This is a genomic window from Clostridium sp. C2-6-12, from assembly GCF_009928485.1.
GTDB lineage: Bacteria > Bacillota > Clostridia > Clostridiales > Clostridiaceae > Clostridium.
This window is the reverse complement of record NZ_JAABNP010000036.1, coordinates 40,867-59,177: the sequence shown is the minus strand read 5'-3', so window position 1 is coordinate 59,177 and position 18,311 is coordinate 40,867. Positions and strand designations below refer to the sequence as shown.

Genomic DNA, 18,311 nt, shown 5'->3' with positions numbered 1-18,311 from the left:
ATTATGAGTTTGGGGATTTTAAATGATAGATGGGGATGTTTTTTATTATAATACATAGATTAGGTTCAAGTTCAACACTAAATAACAAAAAAATCAACTAATCTCAAAATATTTGTTTAAAATTATTATACTATAAAACAAAAAGTTCATACCTAAATTAAAAATCTTCTTTTATATTGTCAACTGTAATTATTTTAGTTTTTAAAATACTTTTCTCATTTCTATTAAATCTATCTTCTGGCAACGAATCAATAAACCCCATGAAATTAGTTATTTCATTTTCATTTTTAAGTATTAAATATTTAACATTTTTTGCTTCAAACTCTAATTTATACTTTATTAAAGTTTCATTAAGTTTATTTTTTAATTCTTGGTTCAAACAGTCTTGTCCATGCAATCTATATGTATATCCATCAATATCACTATCAATTACATTAGGAATATATCTCCATTCACGTTCATCATAAAATATTTTTTCTTCTTTTTCATTCTTATTATTTATACCTCTATACTCTTTTAAAAATCCTGAGAACTCCCAAAAACTTTTAAATATTTCGGCACTAATTTTATCGCTCATTAACTTAATGTTTTTATCTTTAAGACGAAATTCTAAATAATCACCAATTTTATTCATATCTTCTAAAATTCCAACTAATTGCCTTTCAAGATTAATTAAATTATTATGAGCCAATGTTTTCTTTTGTATATAATGTATTGGATTTATACCTTTCTCAATTCCCCATTCCTTTGTTAAACCAATACCATAAGAGCCATAATCATCAATATGATTGCTAATTTTTGATAACGGAATATCACAAAACACACCATTGGTATTGCGACTTTAGATTGATCCTTTTTTAAATTAGGCATTAAAAATTCCAAATCTTCTGTACAACATCTTGGATAAAAATTATCTTTCAATATATTTTTAAGAAAATCCACTTCATTGGTAAAATGAAATAATGTATTTGAACTTATCATCTTTTCTCCTTTACAATAATTCATATAAAAATGTTAGTAAATTAAGTTTCAACATTCATTGTTAATTGGAATATATATCAAAGTACCCGCTCATATCTCCCCTGACCTTGAAAATTATAATTGCATATTGGAATATTAAAACTTTTTATCTTGTGCATTATTAATTTTTCCAAATCATTGTCACAAGTAGATATAATTAATTGGTCAATAAATCTCTCATCTTCATCATTCCCTAATTCAAATCTGATTAAATCAATAAACGATATTATATTTAAATCATCCATTGTTTGTATCGGTTCATCCATTAAATAGCATTTTAAATTACCATCATTTAATAAAGCTTTAGATAGAAAAATAGATATTGAGAGTGTTGAAAGTTGACCTGCACTTAAAACATTAGCAAATGGGACTGGTTCATCAGTTAAATCTCTAACTTCCAATTCGGATAGTTTTTGTCCATTCCCTCTTTTTAATTTTATTTCTTTAATATTGGTATTTCTGGTAATTTTGCGATATATTTTATCCAATGGCTCTGCTATTCTCTCAATCTCTTTCTTTTCATTATCTTTAATTGTTTTATTAACTTTTTTAATAATACTGTTTAATTGAATTACTTGCGTTTCTATTTTCACAATTTCTTCTTGTTTGTCTTTTTCACTTTTTTTAAATTCAACAATTTGCTGATATACTTCATTTTTATTAATTATAGAATTGATAAATTTACATATATTAAGTTTACTTTCTATATTCTTCAAATTCTCTGATTCAATATTTACTTCTAATATATTTTCTAACTTTATATTTTGATTTTCAAATTCTTGAATAATCTTAGTTAATAATTTTATTTTTTCATCTACATTAAGTGTAGAATATATCTTCAAGCTTTCTTTAAATTTCTCTATAGAAGGTAAGTCAAGCATTTCTAAACTGTTTACCGTTTGTTCCTCACAAGAATTGTCAATTTTCAAACCTGTAATTTCTTGCTCATAAAATAATTTTTGTATTAACATTTTCTCCTTATTAATATCACCTATATTTATATTTAGTAACGTACATATATTATATATATTATCTAACTCTTTATTTTTCTCCAAAATATCATCATAAAATTTAATTAACTCTTGAAATTTTAATGTTAATAACTCACTAATTTTTTTAAATGTACTATTGTTTTCTGTCTCAATATCTTTAATTTGCTTTGAAACCTTTTGCCTTTCTATATCCTTCTTCCCTAAAAAAGTCTTAGCAATAGCCCCTAATTCACTATTTTTAAATTCTTCACTACCGCATATAGGACATTTATCATTTTTCTTTCGATATTCTTTTAATGTTTCAACATTATCTACTATATGCCTCATAACAAGCATAACAGGGCTATTTGTATCATACAATGACATTTTATCATTATATAAACTTTTTTTCTCTAAATTACTTTGTATATTTTTTTTATATTCAGTTAGAATTTCTATATTATTTTTATTTATATATTCTCTAATCGTATTTTCATTAATTATTTCATTTAAAATCGGGGCTATATTATCTATTGATAGTGACCTTTTTATTTTATTATAAAGTTTTTCTGCTTTATCTTTTTCAGTCTTAATTTCATTAACATTTATCTCTTTTAATTTTTCAATTATATCTCTTTTCAAATTATACTCGTCTTCTAATTGTTTTAATAATATTAAATTATATTCAAACTTTAGTTTCAAGTTTAATTTTTCTGTATTATCTTTAACTTTTGTATAATATATACTCTGCAAAATTGCTATCTGGTTATTTAAACTTTCTTTAGAATCAACATTTGTATTATCAATAAATTCATAAGGTGTAATAACCTCTTGCTCAAATATTTTATTCATCGGGTATTCTTCTCTTAGGTCAAAGTTAATCCCCTCCATTCCCTTACTTAACTTTTCATATTTATCTTTTTCAATAGCAATCTTTTTGATTTCTTTTCCTAAATTTTCTTTTTCTTCTGACAAGGTACTCTTAATAGTATTTAATCTACTTTTAATAATATTAGCTTCTTTAAATTCTGTGTATAAACATGAAAATACTTCATATATTTCTTCTCTTCCTTTTGAATAAAGTTCTATATTTTTATCATATGAGCATATAAAATTATCATAGAAACTTTCTACTATATCAGTTAAGGATAATATTAATTCTGCTTTAATCTTTTCATCATCACTTACAATGTTAGGAATAGAATTAAGATTTATTCCATCAACTTCTCTATCAATTACACAAAATGTTCTTTCCAAATTTACTTCTTTTTCTTTATAGATTATACTTAGTTTTACTATAATTTCATTATCTGTACTGTTTATATTTTTAATTAGCCCTTTATCTGAATCTTGAATTTTTTGCTCTTTTGTATTCGGACATCTCTCTTTATAATCATCATAAACTCTTCTCACATTCCCAGTTAAACACCATTCTATAGCGTCTAATAAAGAAGTCTTTCCATACCCATTTGCACCCGATAATAAAATTAGATTGTTTGGTTTATCGTTATTTGTAAAATTAAACTCTTTTTCCCCTTCATATCCTCTAAAGTTTTTTATATAAACCTTCTTAATATATAAATTATTCATAAAAGCACCTACTTACTTAATAATTCTTTTTTTATTAATTCCAAGTCAAAATCTTCTTTCATAAGTTCATTATAAATATCATCTGTTTTTAAAACCTTTGTAAGTTCTTTCTTTAAACTACTTGAATTTACTTGACTTGTTGTTAAATTAATCTTATTAAACGGTAGCAAATCAATACACTTCTCATCATCCAAATTAAGGAAAATTTTTCTACAGATATGAGAATCTCTTTCAAATTTAAATATATATTTACTAACTTCATCTATATCAACTTTTGAAGATTTATATAAAATTAGAAGGTTTATATTATATCTTAAAATGTCACTATCGCTCCAATTTTGAAACCAAAGAATTTTCTTATGATATTCGTTTATTGATTCTTCATTTATCATACCTTCAAATAGTATATAAGCTTCTTTATCATCTTTTAAAAATACTTCATCAAGCACTACTGTATCTTGTCCAATTTCCAATTTTCTTTTATCGAACCCATAGCTAATCAATAGATTTTCTATTCTTATCTTCTCCATTTATAATACACCTCTCCCCAAATATACAATTAACATTAGTATTGTCAAATGGCATATTTTCATTAAGACATTTCATGCACTCTATATAATAATGGTCATTATATGGGTGCTTAATATATACGCTTTCATCATCACCTGGTTTTGATATATTTAAATCATATGTTGTTTTAGGGACATCTATTTTATCAAAATACCATACTTTAGGTTTTATATTTGAATCCTTTATTCTTCCTAAAATCTTGCCATGTTCAAATTTAGGGTTATCATATGTTTTAGGTAATAAAATACATTCTCTTTTTTCAGATGGATGTTCAAACAAAACCATTTCATTTTCTAAATTCAACATAATATTAATGTTATCAAAGTTACAAATACTATTATTAATATTATTATTGATAAATTTTAATAATCTTTTAATATATGACTTTAAATACAATTGTTTAGTTGAAAAATACCCATATTCCTCAATTGAATTAAGTTTATTATACTCTTCTTTACTTTTATTTTCTTTTAACGATATTGTGTTAATCAATTTATATCTATTATTTTTGTCTTTTAAAATCACTTGTAGTTGTTCGTATAACTTATCTGAATATTTATAATAACTATCATTTAGTAATTTATTTATTTTTTCTTCTTCTAATCCTTCATCACTTAAATTCCATTTAATTTCTTCTATTGTTTCTTCAATAGCATTTCTAATGTTATTATTGAGTAGACTTGAAATAATAAGCTCTTCATTAAAAGAAACTTCTTTTATATACTTTATCAAATCATTTCTTTTAATTTTTACAATATTCTCTCTTTTCTTTTTATTTTGCCACTCATTTATAATAAAATTAATTGCCAAAGCATATAGAACATCCTTCTTATTTTGGGCCGAATAAATTTCAAATTCATCATTGAATAAACTGTTTAACTTTTCTTTTATATCTTTTATTAAATCTATTTTGCTTTCTTTCCATTTTATAATTAAACTATTACTCATAAATTCATTTAATTTATCACTTGTATGATATTTTTCAAATACTTCTTTAACACGTTTATTATGGTTTTCTTTATTATTAGTTTCTTCTACTGCTACTTCTTTCAAAGATACAGAAATAAACTCACTTATTTCATTTTTAGTATTTTTAATAATTTCATCTTTAGTAAATTCAATTTTACTTTCTAAATTGAAAAAAAGACCACATTTTATGTTTATATTACCATCAATTAAATTGTCTAAATAAAGATAATCATAATACAAATCCACAACTACATCCCAATAATCAAACTTACTTGTTGTTGATGAATATTTAACTTGTGCAATTCTAATAAATTCTTCTTTTAAAATGGAATAGGTTTTAATATAATCCTCTATTACTTCTATCTGATAAGTAGCTTCACTATCTTTAATCACATCATCAAATAAATTATATTTCGTATCATGGCACAACATATCGCATAATGTTAAGTCAAATTGATATAAATACCCCCAAATTGAGTAGTCAGCTTTTCTTTTTATTTCTAATTCATCTACTGTTTTTATACCATCATCAATATTCATCATATTTCTCCTATACTTAAAATACTATAATCAACATTATAGCATTTTTTATACTATTATGTAAATTTTGTATTATTAGCCATAATTAAGATTACCTTATTCCTGCTTCTTTCATCACAATCCATTCACTTTCTCCATTAGTAGTTACATTTTCTCTTACCCATTTAACTCGTCTATCTTGATATTCCTTAACTGATTCAACTTCTTCTTGTAAATACACCTTAGTATTAGGCATTTTATCTAAGTATTTCTGCAATAAATAAACTTTCCCTATCTTCCGTCCAATAGCTCCAACAGTAACTCTTTCTGGTTTTTCCTTACTATTATATATAGCCTCTACAACTTCTTTAATCTCCTGTAATACTTCTTCATCTCTCTTTGTCCAATCAATCTTTTTGCTATGTCCACAAGTCTTTTTTACAGGTGAATTTTCAGTTAACCATTTCTTATCATATTTGTTTAACCATATATACGTAGCCTTATTTAATTTCCTAATAAAACTTGTATTTCTATTAGGATAATCCTTTCTTACCTTTGACCATTTTTCTCTATAACTTGTTTTTTCTTCATTAGTTTTATTTTTATAAATTTTCTTTCTAACTTCCATGTATTCTGAATTAAATAAATCTTCAATATCAATATTTAGGTATTCTATCATTAATAAATGTTGAATTGGATGAAAGCTCTTTCTATGTTTCCTCGTAATAGTAGTCACCCAATTGTATTTATTATCAATATCAAAATTACATCCTAAAAGTGTTAAATAATGATCTCCATAATAATTTTTGAAGTCTCTTAGTAAATCTTGCTGATAAATTTTCATTCTATTTTCAGCAATCCCTTTCTTTATTAATTCTTTTAAATAATGCTCTCTAAAGAAATTCATTTCCTTGAATCTAAAATTACCATTTATAATGCTATCAATATTTTCAATAAATCTCTTCTGATGTTCTATAATATTTTTATTAAAAAAAGCTACTACGGTATCTTTATCACTTATACTAAACTCTAAATTTAAATATTCCTGCCTATTCTTTATTTGAGTTGATTTATTAGATATATGAAGTTCAGAATAATGTTTTTGACACATTAAAACACCTGGTACTTGGTGTTCTATATGAAAAAATGCCTCTCCAAAGTTATTTCTATCGCTTTCAACACATTGATTACAATACTTCAAAGATGAATCTATTTTCATATTATTGTTACACATACCTAACGCTGTAAATATAAAAGAACCATTTTCTCCCGCCATTAAGTCATATATATAATTAGCTCTTTCACTCGGTAAAAATGCAGTATAATACTTGTACAATGTATGCTTTTTAATAATTTCATCAACTGTAAGTGTACATTTATGTGGCAAATTATTTACCAATAAATTAATATTAGCAGGTAGTTCCCTACCTGCTGTCACTGATGTTGTATTAAATAAATCTTTTAATGTAGCTTTAGAATTTAAATTTCCACTCCAAATATGATAACGTGCAATCATACTATATAATGTTTCACCTGGATATGGCATAGGGAAGAATGTAACCATATTTAAACAACCTCCATTATTAAACTATCGAACGCTTTAATATAATTGTTATTTTTTAATCCATCATAAATAGATTTTTCTTCTTCTTTACACTTTTTAGCTATATATCTTATGTCATTTATATTTTTAGGCTCGATTTTGCTTTTCTTAGTTTTCTTTTTCACTATACTACCGTTATTACCTGTTTTCATAAGAAAACCTAACATTGTTCGTGTAATTTTATTTATATCTGTTTCTCCTAAACTTATGACTTCATCCAAATAAATATTGATTTCCTCTTCCTTGAACCCTAAATCCAAAAGCCTAATTATCACTTCTTTTTTTAAATCGAAACTCTGCATATTATTTTTTTCTTCTCTAACCTTTTTAAATTGCTCAATTGTACTGTTTAGATTAATCTGGTTCTGTTCATTATTTATGAAATTTGATATATCTAAAACCATAATATCATTATATAAAGATAAACCTTTCCCTCCATTTTTTAATGATTGTAGCATAGGTCTAACTAATTTCAAGTTTTCATCTGCTACTTTTCTTATTAATTTAGGCGTAATAATCTCTTGCTTTGAAGATATAGCTCTTACCTGAGCCATAAAAAATAGCTTAATGCAAATATCTATTATGCCCTGACATTCATCGAACAAAACATCACTTATTTCTTTTGTTAATGGCTGTGGATTTCTAACCCACTGATAATCCCATAATCCTTCAATTAATAAATCCCATTGCTTGTCCTTTTTTAATCTATCCCACACAAAATCTCCTTGTCCCCTTCTCGCTTGCCTAAATTCACCTTGTAAAATTGGCATTGCTTTAGGAGTCCCAACCAAAATAACTGGGATTGAAAGATTAATCATAGAAACGAAGTAGTTTAACATCTTTTCAGAGCCACCGCTTTTAGCTAAACTTAAATTTTGTATTTCATCAACTACAAGTAGCCCCAATCCAATATTTCTTGATATTTGATTTATTATCGGAAGCATTGCATTAGCTGAAAGTCTTGCCATACTATATTTTTCAAAGTAATTTGTTGATAATATTCGATCTACACATGAAAAATATTCCAAACAAAGTGCTTTAAGTGACCCATCAAATGGACAATCAAGCTTCAAATAAGTTAATTGAGTCATACAAAAGGGTTTACCTCTATAATTTGAATGTAAAATCACTTGTGGCATAGTGTTTAACAGCTTTGATAACATGGTAGATTTTCCCATACCAATAACTCCTATAAGCGAAAATCCACTTGAAGTTGTTACATAATTCTCTCCATTACCTAAAGTAATTTGTTCATTTAGTATATCCTTATATCCTTTGTTTAAATCCACAACATATTTAGGAGTAAGCGGATTTCTCATTGCATATCCCATTCTTATAATTCTCGACATTCTACTTTCAAGCTCCAAATGTATTGGTAAAGGTTGGAAATAAGTAAACAATCTCTGAATTAGGTGCAGACGTATATGAGCTTCATATTCTCTTTCCCTTACATCAAATTTTGGATAAAATGCAATTTTATTTATAACATCCGCCTTATCAAATATATCTGGAAGAGCCTCTATAAAAGGATTTCCTTTATATTCTTCTATTAATTGTTCCTTATAATTAGCCTCTACTGCATAGTTATTATTCATTATTCTTTTCCCCCTTTTGCTTTTTCCTTAGCAATGACATATCATCGTCTTCTTCAAAATCTGATATTGGTGGATATTCTATAATCTTTCCTGTGTTTGTCATTTCATCATCACCAATAATAAAAGCTTCTTCATTTCTATTTATAATTTTCTCAGCCTCTCTATTAACTCTTATTCCTTTGACATTGGAGCCATTTAATTTTACTCCCTTCGCTTCCTCAGTTGCTTCTTTTACGACTTTCTCTATTTCATCCATTAAATTTATTCTTTTTTCTACTTCATCTCTTTCAATATTTTTCACCATTAGTAGTTCTTTTTGTCTAAGGTATTCAATTTCTTCAATAGTCTTATCTAAATATCTATAGTCCTTTTTTAATAGAAAACACTTCTCATATTTTGTTCCAGTTTTATCTATCCAATAAATATCGTTGAGATTTCGAGGATCATATGCTATATTTATCTTAAACTTCCCCTTTGAACGAGCTACCTCGAAAATTCTATTCTTTATTGCTGTCACGGAACTATAAAAAATGCCCTTAAAGCGTATTCCATTTTCTGTAACTGTAGCATTATCTCTTGGCATGAGACTTAGTTTAATCAGTTCTTCTGGTGCAGTTCTTAACATACCACTTTTATTTTTTATTCCCCAGTTCCATATATTTATTGGTATTGGTTCAATTTCATCTTCTATCATTCCCTTTTCTCTTCTATAACCTTTCAAAACATTATTATTGTTATGGTATAGAATTGATAGTATAACAATCTTAGTAAATTGCTTAATATTTAGCACACTGTCGTAGCGATAATCTTTTGCACCACGTAATCGGAAATCTGGATTTATCGCTCCTGGGGACAATGGCCGAACCTGCAAATTTATAAGGCGGAATTGCTGTTCTACGATAGGTTTCCATTGGGGGAAATAGGGCGGTGTATTGGAAACTTTAATATTAAGGTTTTTCACTAAATAATCTGCGTTAAAACCTGCTATTTCTCCTCTATCCCCTATTATAGAAAAAGGTATATATTCAGCCGACCATTCACTGTTATTTATTTCAATATCATATTCTTTGCAAAATTGAACCTTATTAGTCATGGCATTTGCCAAAGCTCCCATAGCTCCAACCCATGAAGGTCCTTCTAATGTTACATTCACTCCTGTCACCAATCGGGAATAAGTATCAATTACAATATATATTACTGGACGGCCAATTAGCCATTCCTTATTAAATCTGGAAATTAAATACACATCACCAACTGTTGCGTCTATTTGATATTCCATCCCTGGTCCGATTACCAAATCATTAACTGAATGGAGTACAGCTCTATGTTTTTGATAAAATATCCTTGCTCCATATCTGCTCGAAACTTCTTTCTTTATATCTCTTTCTTTATTAAACCAATATCTAAATTGATTTAAAGATGGTATTGAATCTTTATTCTTTAAAACTAATTCTTTTTTTCCTTTTTCATTTATAACTTTTTCTGTAAAATAGTCTTTCAGCATTAGATGATACGCAGTTACTAATGAATTTTTCTTTTGGTTATTATAAAATTTATTAATAGACGTTTTAAAAATCTTTTTAATGTTTTCATCAATATTAATTCCACTGTTCACATCATTTAACCTGGGTCTTCCTCTTTTTACATCACTTGATACCTTAGATTTATTTTTTCCTCCACATCTATGGGTATCAGGTAATAATACGTTGGGATTTCCACCTCGCTTCCAGTACCTTTTTATATAATCTTCAATAGTTCTTCTACTAATACCACATTCTTTTATAACTTTATTAATAAACTTATTACGTTCATGTGTTATAAATATATCTGGTTCACCTATATACTTATAAAATTCCATGACTGCATTAAAAGCTTTATCACGTTTATTCCTATTCTTTTCACTTAGCTCGCTTTCAATAACCAATCTATAATGTACCTCATTTGTAATAGATTGAGCCTTCTTTTCATCTATAAGTAAAATTAGTTCAGATAATTTAGCTTCATGCGGCCAAGAATTATCAAAAATATTTATCAGAAAAGCTACATCAATATCCTTTGAAATCCATAAAACTCTTTCTATTTCTTTTTCACCTTGACCTATCTTTATTAAACTATTTACCATTAAGCTACAGCACATTTTTCCTCACTCCTTGATAATTAACAGTAAATTTTTCTGCTGAAATTTCAATATTAATAGGCGAATATAAATCTACAATAATTTCATTAGAAATTATCATTCTTTTAAACATAACCAAAGCTGTACCTATAGATAAAGATAGTTCTCTATCAACATTATCTAATATTTCTTTCATAGCACATTTATTGTAAGTAATTTTATTTGCTATAACTTCCTTAATATAAGCTTCATCTTCATATTTAATGTCTACATCTCCTAAATAGAGCCATTTAATGTTATTAACCTTAGTCATAGGAATATCTTTATTAGTAATAATAGACCACCTAATCTCCTTCTTACCCCAATATCGCCTTTCAACTTCGAGCTTTTCTAAAAGTAAATCTCGGTATAGTTCAGTTTCATTTCTAACAGATAAAGCTACATAGTTTTCTTCACCATTTCCTTTTAACGTAATTACAAATGTTGTTGTAAAAGTATACTCCTCACCAGTCTTTTTATTTTTAAATTTCTCTAATTTAATATCAGATAAATCATCTACTACTTCATGCAAGTCTAATAATGGATAATGTTCTTTTATATCTGTTATTTTTTCTTCAAAATCCATTAAATAGAACACATTTGTTTCTAAATCACTTAAAAGATGATGTACTCTATTTGTTGTTTTTCCTTTTATCCGAGATACACGACCTTTTGGTGCAAAATCTTGTATCTTTATTCCTGGGACATATTCTTTATTATTACTTTTATATAAATTATTTGAATAATTCATCTTACTTTACCCCATTTCCATCTAAAAAAGGTATTGACTTTAGGCAACCATAACTCTTTTTTTTAATGGTTCTAAAATCAATACCTTTTATAAAATCTATTTATTCAATTTTTCATAACTATAAATATTATTTACTACTCTACTTAATTCTCATTAATATTTAATTTAAATTCTTTTTTCAAATTGTTTAAAAACCATAACTCACCGACATTATCTATTTGAGCTTTTATAAATTCTCTCTCTAATCCTAATTCCATCATTATTAAAACTCTTAACCCTAATAACAAATAATTGGTTATAAAAAATATTTGATTTGTACTCATTGCATTATCTTTATTATTTTCATCAAAATGAGTAAAATAATTTCTTGTAAGTGTTATCTTATTTGCAATACTTTTTTTCTCCTTTGCAGTCATATTTAATATAAAATCTAATTCTGTAAATAAATCCTTAATTCTGCTATTTAGATTTGGCTCATTAGAATATCTTAACTTATCTTCTAACCACTTTTTATAATCCTCATTGTCAATTCTATTTATAATATAATCAATTCTATTTTGATGTTCTTTTGAATCTACCTTACAATTATTCCTCATTCTTCTCGAAAAAGCTTCAAATGCTTGTATTATTTTCATAAATGACATTGGTATATAAAATACCTTTTCATAAGCTTCTACCACATAATTTATTATAGGTTTTAATTGTCTATTTTTTTTATACCAATTTTCTAAACATTCCTGAAACTTATCTTGAATAAACGGATATGGAACTAATATGCTATATAATGTTTTTTCTGAATCTTCTTTTAATAACATACCATTCCAAATTATTTTAATTTTATTACCTTTTTCAGTTATTGCTTGAATATCATATGAACTAATTTTTTCACCAATACATAGAGTTAAAAATTCTGAAAAATCATTAATTAAATCTAAAGTTAAATCAAGTGTCTTTTCTTTCAACTCTCCAAAATTTATTAATGTATTTTGATAAATTGTACACTCTTTTAATAAGTCTCCATCCATAGTCGCATTGAAACTTATTTTTACTGTTTTATCATTTAATTTATATGTTCTTTGCTCTGGTAATTTGTACCTTAAGACAAATTCTTTTTCTTCATCTTGTACATCCCTCTCAAATGGAGCAATACTAATCCATTTACTTAAATCTGTATATCTCGAACTAACTGAATTAATTTTAATTTCATCAATACTATTAAAATGTTCTCCAATTATCATATACTGAGGCATATAATTCTTACTTGGTATTCCAGGCATTTTAAATTTAAAATCTGCAATATTACTATTTAATAAAGTAATCTTTTCCCCTTCTTTTGTAAAACCATTTATTACTTTAAGCTTTTCATAATTAAATTGCTCTTTTAATTCACCAAATACTCCACATAAGTTTAATTTTAATTTATTATCTTCATCTATATTCAAAGTTCCATAGATTTTATTTTCTCTGTTATCAGGCAAATACCAAAATCCTATATATTCTTTCGTATTTTCCAAATTTTCTTCCCCCTTAATTTATAAATTTAAAGACAAATAAACATCATCTAAATCATCCTGAGTAATCCCCAAATACTTCCTACAATTTGCTATACTACTATGATTGAGAGCTTCCATTATTAATGCTAATGAGACACCTGACCTGTATGCCCAATAACCCCATGACTTTCTCATAGAGTGCGTTGAGATAGGTTCTTTAATTCCAACATAGTCGGCCGCATTGCTTATTATATAGGCCGCATGACTACGCGTAATTGGTTTTTTATTTCCTTTTCTTGATTGAAATACATAATCTTCTTGCTCTAAATCATATTCCTTCATAAATTGAATTATAGCTTTATTCAAATTTTTAGTTATTGGAAATCTTTTAGCTTTACCTGTTTTCTTTTCATTAAGCATTATAAATTCTTGTGGTTTCTTCCCTGTCCAAATGTCTTTTGTCTTCAGTCTTAGAATATCAGAAATTCTTAACGCACTGGAAATCCCTACCATAAACATTAAATAATCTCTGGTATCTCTTCCTTTCAAAAAACTCTTCATTGCTTCTAATTGTTTTTTATCTCTAATTGGATTTACGGTATTCACTACTTCACCCCTTATCTTACACAATGTTAGTTATTCTATAATTATGTCAGATTCAAAGTTTAATTTTTTATTCAAAACTCTGAAAACCTTTAAATTAGCCATTTGAAATCTGACAAAATGTCTTTTTGTCAGATTGGGAATCCCTAATAAATAATGCAGACACTTTAAAAGTTATCTGCATTATTCTGCTAATAGCTATATGTAAATTATAACATTTTAAAATTTAATTATTCAATAGATGAAGCGTTGAAGATAGTCAACATTATATAGCCAAAATATAATCTATATCTAATTGTACAATTCACTTAGCCATTTATCTTTCAATACTTAAATTATATCTCCACTAAATCAACAATTTAAACTATCAACCAAAATGTTTTCAGGAAATCTACAAACATACCTGTTAGTGGCTTCATTAAAATATTTTTTAGCACTATTACAATTATTATAGGTACTATTTATTAAGAATACTTTTCCAGATAATCCTTCTTCAACAACAACCTTTGAAATTAAATATTTCTCTATATTTGATATATCACTTAAATCATTTTCCAAAGGACATATAAAAAAATTTAATTTTTCAAAATATTCACTTCCCAATTCTTCTTTGCTTTTATTTCTATAATCCTTAAATTCTTTTGTATTAAAATAATCTATTTTGTCATCATTCATTTTACATACAAGCCTTTGAATACAACTAAAATCATAAATCCAAGAGTTCCCTTTTACTAATTCTTTAAAGTGATCATTCAATCTTTCTTTTATTGTTCTTATGTTTTCTTTTCCTTTTACCATTCCAATATAATGTACATATTGAATTTCCTTAATTTCATATGTCCATATATATACCCCTGGTTTACTAAATTCATGTTTTCGATTTAATTCTTCTGCATATGTATTCTTATCAAATTTATATGGACCATACCATTTTAATGTCTTTATATTCATTTTATCCTCCATATTTTATATTAATAATATGAACTAATTAATCCACCTTTATAATATAAATAGCTCAACCATGTTAATATTACGAAATTATTAATGCAAAATAATTATATGCCACCTCTACACCATCTTACAAAATGTTCACAGTTATTTATAATGACCTTATACTTGTTTTCTCCTAATCTATCTAAGGCTCTTTCTATAATAATGTCATTTGAATATACTTTAGGCGATTTTTCTATCTTTATACTACAACCATCTGAAAATTTTGGTATTGTATCTATTTTTATAACTCCCTTGTTAGGGGAAAATATAGACTTTTTATCTGGCGCTTCTGAATAGTGAATTACATATCCACTTCCAAAATACAAACCGTGATGTGTATACAAACTTCTGTATACATATAAATGTTCTCCTGTTTCATAAAGACTATCATAATATTCTATTTCTTCATCAGTCAAGTTATGTTCATAAGGTAAATTTATTAATTGTTTTGCTATATACCCAACTGAAGCTCTATCTTTAATTTTATGCAAATTACCTTCAATCGTATTAGCCTTAATTGCATTATTTACAGTATGTGTTAAATTCTCAACATTATCAACAGCTTCACCAAAATCATCTGAAATTTCATAACATTTTTCTTTAATCTTATTTTTCTTCTTTTGAATATCATTTTTTGCATTATCTAATAAATCATTTAACCACATATATTCATACCTCCTAAATATCTCTTAATTAATTGACCGTATATAACACAAAAGCACCATAAAGGTGCTAAACTTTTTGATTTCGGCTCTATGCTGACTTACTTTATCACATGCTCTACCATTGAGCTAACTCCCCGCAAACACCGCATAGAGCTATAGTTGTGAATATAATATTCATAACACACCACATCCTTCCGCATTTTTCCTTGTAAGCTCCAAACAAATTACCAATAGTAACTTTAATTGTAGCCTCACAAATTTGCTTAATAGCGCAAATACTTATGATGTTAAGCGTAGGGAGTGAAGGAATCGAACCTACGACCTGGGCAAACAATTTGAATTATTGTAAATTATATCATAAATAGCTTTAAAAAGGAATATTGACACATTTTTAATCTCTAATTTAATTATGTTGTTCTTATTATTGGTCTTTCCATGTATTTATGTTTCACTTATGAATAAATTTACTACTGGTCCCATAATAAAACTGCTCTTAACCACGACATATTACTAATTATGTTGCTGTTGAACATAGTCAAATAAAAAACGCTTTAATTCTATATTAAGAAATTTATACTTTATAATGAAAAATACCGTAAATTCAATTTTGAATACTACGGTATCACTTCACTTAATATATTCCTAACAATTTATAAAAAAATATGTATTGTTCCTTATAGCATATCTAATATACCATGCACAAATGAAGGCAATATAATATTGTTATTTCGAGTATAAATGTATATAAACATTAAGGCTACTATTACTCCTCCTCCAAGATTAATACTTGAAGTATTGCCAAGCACAACAGTATCATAAAATGTTTTATTATTAAATACTATATCAATTGGTATGTGCATTGCTCCAAAAAGTATTCCACTAACAATAGTTCCCCACCATTTACCTAAGCCTACTACAAATCTTGGCCATAAAAATCCTCTAAAAATTATTTCTTCATAAAATCCAACAAAAACTATATAAAACAAAGTTTTGTATACAAGTTGATCAATCGCTCCATTATTTTTAATGAAATTTATGGATACTATTAAAAGCAATAAAATACCTATAAATATAGAAGATTTTATGCCTTTCTTTCTAATACCTATTGTAGATATGTGTTGTTTTCTATATTTTAAAATCAATAATACTCCTAATAATCCAGGTAAATCCATAATTAAACCATATAATAAGTGGCATCTTTTGTTTGTTTCTTCTTTCATTAATGAAAATAATGGTGAAACCTTAACTATATATAAAAGTACAAAAGTGGTTGTGAAAAGAATGAGAAAAAATAATACTGCTATTATTAAATCTTTCTTCTCTAAATCCTCAAATATATCATCTGGAAATATCGTCTTCTTAACTATATTCATATTAGTCCCCTAAAGCTATATTTTATAAAGAATATTGTCGCTCTAAATTTTATTCTTTATTCTCTAATTTATTAATAATAATATCTATCTTTTTATTCAGTTCCTTATTTCTACTTATAAAATTCTTTATTTCTTTTATTCCTTTGAATATTCCAATTAATATTGCCAAATATAAAACAATATTAATTATAGTAAAAATTAATCCAATCCAATTTATTTGCATATAAATATTCCTCCAACTTTCATTGAATACTTTGATATTTTAGTCTCTTATTTATTTTTTCTAATACATGCACTGTTAATGTTGTGCATAAACATTATAATAAATTTATATAAGTTTATTTACTCCATCTTCCCATCTTATATTTCTTGTGAGTTTTAATATTTTTTATTGTACCTATAATCATTACTAAAATTGATATTATAAATGCAGTGAAATTATAAACATCATTATCTGCTAATCCTATTGTCATTAATATAAGAAAAGAAATTCCAAACATAATATAAGTTTTCCCAATAGATTCTGAACATGCTTTTAACTCTTCTTCCCTGATATTTATTTTAACAAGTAACAATATTTTTTGCTTATTCCAACCTGTAAAACCTAATAATATTAATGATATTCCAATCAATATAGGTAAATAAGAAAAAATTTGTTTTATCACTTGAATCTCCTCCTTAATTAATTAATTAATTAATTAATTAATTAATTAATTAATTATAGTTTTCGTCATAATTACTTATATTTTCAAATACCGATTTCATTTGCCCTAACCTCCTATTATATAAGCAAAACTTATTACACATTTATTTACAATAATGTAGCAAATACAAAATCTTTATTACTACATATGTTCTGAAAAATACGTCTAATCACAATATTAATAAATTTCAATTTTAAATAATTAATCTATACGAATAAATAAATTATTATCTTCTGCTATTTTATTAATATAAATAAGTTCTTCTTCTGTAACATAATTAAGATAATACTCACTACAATTATGGTTTACAGCGAAAATAACGGAACAATCATCATCCTCTTTTAGCAAATTAATATAAAACCACTTAATTCTATTTTCGTCTACTAAGCAATCATTTAATATTAATTTAGCCGTATTAGGTACCATTTCTCCTCTTATGGCAATCTGATGTGCAATATCATGACTAATATTTAATTCTTCAGCAGATTTTCTCCAATTATAAATCTCTTTTGCTTCTTTTATATTTGAATATATTTCTTCAATTAAATCTTTTTCATCTTCTATACAAGAAAATTCAACAAATTTTGCTTTATGAACTATTAATTGGATAAGAGATTTCCATACAATTATATTAGAAGCACAATTAAATTTTTCATCAGCATGATTAAAACATAAATACACATTATAGGTTATATTATGGCTTATTATTTGTTCATCATTTATCTTCATATTTTCCC

17 protein-coding genes are annotated in these 18,311 nt (G+C 25.9%); all 17 read right to left on the bottom strand.

Translation table 11 applies throughout. The features are described from left to right. Positions 1–157 precede the first annotated feature (157 nt). Positions 158–823, bottom strand: a complete 666-nt coding sequence (locus tag GXK56_RS22690) for an abortive infection system antitoxin AbiGi family protein (protein WP_160691722.1) — start codon at positions 821–823, stop codon at positions 158–160. Continuing rightward, on the bottom strand, positions 751–1,005 hold the full coding sequence (locus GXK56_RS22685) for a hypothetical protein (protein WP_207710285.1): 255 nt from the start codon (positions 1,003–1,005) through the stop codon (positions 751–753). Before GXK56_RS22685 ends, GXK56_RS22690 begins: the two co-directional genes overlap by 73 nt. Positions 1,006–1,058: 53 nt before the next feature. After that, positions 1,059–3,581: an AAA family ATPase gene (locus GXK56_RS22680; protein WP_160691718.1), complete on the bottom strand. Its 2,523-nt coding sequence runs from the start codon at positions 3,579–3,581 to the stop codon at positions 1,059–1,061. An 8-nt stretch (positions 3,582–3,589) separates the two neighbouring features. After that, complete coding sequence (locus tag GXK56_RS22675) at positions 3,590–4,111, bottom strand: hypothetical protein (protein WP_160691716.1); 522 nt, start codon at positions 4,109–4,111, stop codon at positions 3,590–3,592. Beyond that, a complete protein-coding gene (locus tag GXK56_RS22670; protein ID WP_160691714.1) occupies positions 4,077–5,660 on the bottom strand; it encodes a hypothetical protein in 1,584 nt (527 codons plus the stop codon). Before GXK56_RS22670 ends, GXK56_RS22675 begins: the two co-directional genes overlap by 35 nt. Positions 5,661–5,751: 91 nt before the next feature. Beyond that, on the bottom strand, positions 5,752–7,203 hold the full coding sequence (locus tag GXK56_RS22665; RefSeq protein ID WP_160691712.1) for a TnsD family Tn7-like transposition protein: 1,452 nt from the start codon (positions 7,201–7,203) through the stop codon (positions 5,752–5,754). 2 nt (positions 7,204–7,205) lie between these two features. Further along, positions 7,206–8,837, bottom strand: coding sequence for an ATP-binding protein (locus GXK56_RS22660; protein WP_160691710.1), 1,632 nt, complete (start codon positions 8,835–8,837; stop codon positions 7,206–7,208). After that, positions 8,830–10,974 carry a Mu transposase C-terminal domain-containing protein gene (locus GXK56_RS22655; protein ID WP_160691708.1) on the bottom strand — a complete coding sequence of 715 codons (2,145 nt, stop codon included), beginning with the start codon at positions 10,972–10,974 and terminating at the stop codon, positions 8,830–8,832. Before GXK56_RS22655 ends, GXK56_RS22660 begins: the two co-directional genes overlap by 8 nt. Further along, on the bottom strand, positions 10,964–11,743 hold the full coding sequence (locus tag GXK56_RS22650; RefSeq protein ID WP_160691706.1) for a TnsA endonuclease C-terminal domain-containing protein: 780 nt from the start codon (positions 11,741–11,743) through the stop codon (positions 10,964–10,966). Before GXK56_RS22650 ends, GXK56_RS22655 begins: the two co-directional genes overlap by 11 nt. 143 nt (positions 11,744–11,886) lie before the next feature. After that, positions 11,887–13,257, bottom strand: a complete 1,371-nt coding sequence (locus tag GXK56_RS22645; RefSeq protein ID WP_160691704.1) for a HEPN domain-containing protein — start codon at positions 13,255–13,257, stop codon at positions 11,887–11,889. 18 nt (positions 13,258–13,275) lie between these two features. Beyond that, positions 13,276–13,842 (bottom strand): tyrosine-type recombinase/integrase, encoded by a 567-nt coding sequence (locus GXK56_RS22640; RefSeq protein ID WP_160691703.1) that lies wholly within the window; start codon positions 13,840–13,842, stop codon positions 13,276–13,278. Positions 13,843–14,190: 348 nt separating this feature from the next. Further along, positions 14,191–14,790 (bottom strand): hypothetical protein, encoded by a 600-nt coding sequence (locus tag GXK56_RS22635; RefSeq protein ID WP_160691702.1) that lies wholly within the window; start codon positions 14,788–14,790, stop codon positions 14,191–14,193. Between the two features lie 104 nt (positions 14,791–14,894). Beyond that, on the bottom strand, positions 14,895–15,497 hold the full coding sequence (locus tag GXK56_RS22630) for a lecithin retinol acyltransferase family protein (RefSeq protein WP_160691701.1): 603 nt from the start codon (positions 15,495–15,497) through the stop codon (positions 14,895–14,897). Positions 15,498–16,171: 674 nt separating this feature from the next. Next, positions 16,172–16,870 carry a CPBP family intramembrane glutamic endopeptidase gene (locus GXK56_RS22625; RefSeq protein WP_160691700.1) on the bottom strand — a complete coding sequence of 233 codons (699 nt, stop codon included), beginning with the start codon at positions 16,868–16,870 and terminating at the stop codon, positions 16,172–16,174. A 49-nt stretch (positions 16,871–16,919) separates the two neighbouring features. Further along, positions 16,920–17,093 (bottom strand): hypothetical protein, encoded by a 174-nt coding sequence (locus tag GXK56_RS27875; RefSeq protein WP_202127930.1) that lies wholly within the window; start codon positions 17,091–17,093, stop codon positions 16,920–16,922. Positions 17,094–17,208: 115 nt separating this feature from the next. After that, complete coding sequence (locus GXK56_RS22620; RefSeq protein WP_160691699.1) at positions 17,209–17,535, bottom strand: hypothetical protein; 327 nt, start codon at positions 17,533–17,535, stop codon at positions 17,209–17,211. A 240-nt stretch (positions 17,536–17,775) separates the two neighbouring features. After that, a complete protein-coding gene (locus tag GXK56_RS22615; RefSeq protein WP_160691698.1) occupies positions 17,776–18,303 on the bottom strand; it encodes a hypothetical protein in 528 nt (175 codons plus the stop codon). Positions 18,304–18,311 lie beyond the last annotated feature (8 nt).